Genomic DNA, 3275 nt, shown 5'->3' with positions numbered 1-3275 from the left:
TTTCCATTTTAAAACAATTAATTAGGGAGTATTTGTTCTAGTTATCTAGGACAGCCCCTAAATTTAACCAAATTCCATCATTCATCATCAAAGCAAAAAGGCAGAATTATGCAGTGGAAAGGTCGCAGACAAAGCAGCAATATTGAAGATCGTCGTGGTGGCGGTGGCGCACGCAAAGTTGGCGGAATCGGCATTGGCGGCTTGATTTTAGCGTTCGTGGCGTGGAAATTTCTTGGCATCAGCCCAGAAACCACCATTGGCGTTACTCAGCAAATCAGCCAAAACCGTCCTGCCGCCAGCGCACCTGCCAACGAAACCACAAGCCAACAAGAAGCGCGTGAATTTGTGGCGACTATCCTTGCTGACACCGAAGACGTATGGACACCGATTTTTGCCGCTGCAGGTCAAAATTACGCACCGCCTACGCTTGTAATGTTCAGCGGTGCGGTGCAATCAGCTTGTGGCTCGGCAACGTCCGCCAGCGGCCCGTTTTATTGCCCTGCCGACCAAAAAGTCTACCTTGACACACAATTTTTTGCCGACATGAAAACGCAAATGGGCATCACGGGCGAGAAAAACCAAACCGAACTGAGCGCGCACAACCAAGCAGGCGACTTTGCGCAAGCCTACGTCATCGCCCATGAAGTCGGTCATCATGTGCAGACGCTGCTCGGCATTTCCAGCCAAGTACGCCAAGCGCAAGCCAGCGCAAGCACTGCCATCGCCAATCAGCTGTCGGTACGTCAAGAACTGCAAGCCGACTGCTTTGCTGGGCTGTGGGCGCGCCACACGCACGAGCGCACGCAATTTTTACAAAAAGGCGATATTGAAGAAGCACTGGACGCTGCCGAGAAAATCGGCGATGACTACCTACAAAGAAAAGCGCGCGGCCATGCGGTGCCAGACAGCTTCACGCACGGCACCAGCGCACAGCGTCAGCGTTGGTTTTATCGTGGCTTTGAAACAGGCGATGTCAATCAATGCGACACTTTTAGTGCGCAGAGTATTTAAGCGTTAAGCTGAGTGGCATAAAACCCAACAAATTATCTTTAAAGTCGTTCGTGATGAGCATAAACCGTTTGTGGCGAATGCAAACCGTTCGTGGTGAGCTTGTCGAACCATGAGCGGTTTGCCTATCCTTCGACCCTTCGACAAGCTCAGGGCGAACGGAAAAATACATCAGTAAAAATCTAGGTTGTGTTATCGCCAAATTCGGTAAGTTGGGTTGAGCTTGCAAAAACCCAACATTCAAAAGCAAATTTTTAAACATAAGTAAAAGTTTCACTTCATCAAACGCAAATTTTCAACCACAAAAAACCACCCAAACCGACTGGGTGGTTTTTTCGTTCAGCAAGCTATTGTTAGCAAGCTATTAAAAGTTTAGCCGTTTATCAAAACTGCGCAAACAAATCGTTCAAACCTTCAGCAATCGTTGGGTGCGTGAAAATTTGATGTTTAAAATAGCTTGCAGGAATGCCATGATCCATCGCCAGTTTAAACAGGTTAATCAGTTCATGACTTTCAGCGCAAAGCAGCGTTACGCCAGTGATTTGCCCTGTGGTACGATTCACCACCGCTTGCAGCACGCCATCGGTTTGTTTTAGCACTTTTGCCTTGACGATTGCCGAAGCTGGCAGGCTGAGCACCACTTCATCTGCGCTCGCATCTTTGGCTTTTTTGCCGATGTGCGCCAGTGGCGGATTGGTGAAAACGCAAGTCGCAAAAGGCGTGCGGTCGTTTTTGGTGCGTGTGCCGTTTGCCACATCACCCAGCAGCTCATCACGCACAATGCGATAATCATCCAGCGAAATGTAAGTAAACTGCGGACTGCCCGCCACATCGCCCAGCGCCCAAATGTGCGCAATCGCGCCCTGCTGGTTTTGTGCGTGCAATTTGCCATCGGTCAGCACATAGCCACGCTCATCGGTCTGCACACCTGCGTTTTCAAGGTTTAGCTCGCTGGTATTTGGCACTCGCCCAGCTGCAATCAGCACCGCACTGGTCGTAATCTCGCCTTGGCTGGTCTGTACGATGGCGCTCATCTTGCCGTTTTGCTCGCCAGTATCAATAATCGCTTGCGTTTCGCAATTCGTCAGCACGTTGATTTTATGCTTGGCAAGCATGGATTGCAGCGTCTCACGCACAATGTCGTCTTCGTTTGGCAAAAATTCGCCACGCTCAAGCAACGTTACCTGCGTGCCAAATGCCGCAAACATAAAGGCAAATTCCAGCGCAATAAAGCCAGCGCCCACAATCACAAGACTGTCAGGGCGCTCATCTTGCGCCAAAAGCTGCGTGCTGTCGTACACACAAGGCAAATCTGCGCCAGTCATCGCAAGTTTGCGTGGCGTGGTGCCTGTATTGATAAAAATGCGCTCAGCATGAATGGTCTGCGTGCTGCCGTCAGCAAAACTCGCCAGTAGCGTATGCTCGTCAATAAAACTTGCCTGCGCCGTCAGCACCTGCACATTGCTCAAATCGTCCAATTTTTGAAAATTTGCCGCTCTAAGTGCCGTGATGAGCGAATTTTTTTCTTGCATGGCACTGGCAAAATCCTGCGTTTTACCCGCTTCAATCAGCTTTTTGCTTGGAATACAGCCGATGTTAATGCAAGTGCCGCCATACATTTGCGCAGATTTTTCCAGCAAAACCACGCTTTCGCCTTGCGCTGCCAGTGCTGCCGCCAGAGTTTTGCCTGCCTTACCAAAGCCGATGATGGCGTTTTTGGTGCGAATGTCGGCAGTATTTTCACCGCCAGCTGAATTGACTGATGAGTGATTCATAAGATTTTCTCTTGGTGTTTGGTTGATTATTTGGTTTTGGTTTGGGAAATTGACTTATTTTACAAACTTTTGGCTTAAAAATTTGATTGATAAATTTTTGATTTGCAAAGTTTTGACTTATAGAATTTTGCCTTGCAGAATTTTGACTTAAAATCCAGTCTGTAATACCAAATTCATTATGCCAAAACTTACATATTAACTCAAATTGTTATGCCAATAAGGAATTATACCGTGCAAAACTTTCTCGCAGATGATTTTACGGCATAAAAATGTTAGGGGCTGACGTAGATAAAGTTTAAACCCCACACCATTTTCTCAATACTTTAAGTTGATTAGATGGTGTACCGTTATTAAATCTAAGGGGCTGTAGTAGATCAGCCCTAAATTTCACACCATTTTCTTAAAGTTTTTAGCTTTTGTGATGGTGTGCCGTAATTAAATCTAAATTCGCATTCTTTGATAAAAAGATGGAAGTTTTTCTTGTCAATGCCA

Annotated in this window: 2 protein-coding genes and 1 pseudogene; 1 reads left to right on the top strand and 2 read right to left on the bottom strand. The window is 47.1% G+C overall.

Annotated features, from left to right (window positions below):
• The first annotated feature begins 108 nt into the window (after positions 1–108).
• A complete protein-coding gene (gene ypfJ, locus B0181_RS11680) occupies positions 109–1011 on the top strand; it encodes a KPN_02809 family neutral zinc metallopeptidase (RefSeq protein WP_078277656.1) in 903 nt (300 codons plus the stop codon).
• 380 nt (positions 1012–1391) lie between these two features.
• On the opposite strand, the gene B0181_RS11675 is transcribed toward ypfJ, so the two are convergent.
• Positions 1392–2783: an FAD-dependent oxidoreductase gene (locus tag B0181_RS11675; protein WP_172462139.1), complete on the bottom strand. Its 1392-nt coding sequence runs from the start codon at positions 2781–2783 to the stop codon at positions 1392–1394.
• Positions 2784–3163: 380 nt separating this feature from the next.
• Positions 3164–3275: pseudogene (locus B0181_RS11670) on the bottom strand (IS1595 family transposase); the annotation flags it as partial.

This window comes from Moraxella caviae (assembly GCF_002014985.1).
Classification (GTDB): Bacteria; Pseudomonadota; Gammaproteobacteria; order Pseudomonadales; family Moraxellaceae; genus Moraxella; species Moraxella caviae.
Note: the sequence above shows the minus strand (reverse complement) of the source record. Positions and strands in the feature narration are given on the sequence as shown.

Coding starts and splice junctions, on each gene's coding strand:
- ypfJ (WP_078277656.1), top strand. CDS start 109: ATGCAGTGGAAAGGTCGCAGACAAAGCAGCAATATTGAAGATCGTCGT.
- B0181_RS11675 (WP_172462139.1), bottom strand. CDS start 2,783: ATGAATCACTCATCAGTCAATTCAGCTGGCGGTGAAAATACTGCCGAC.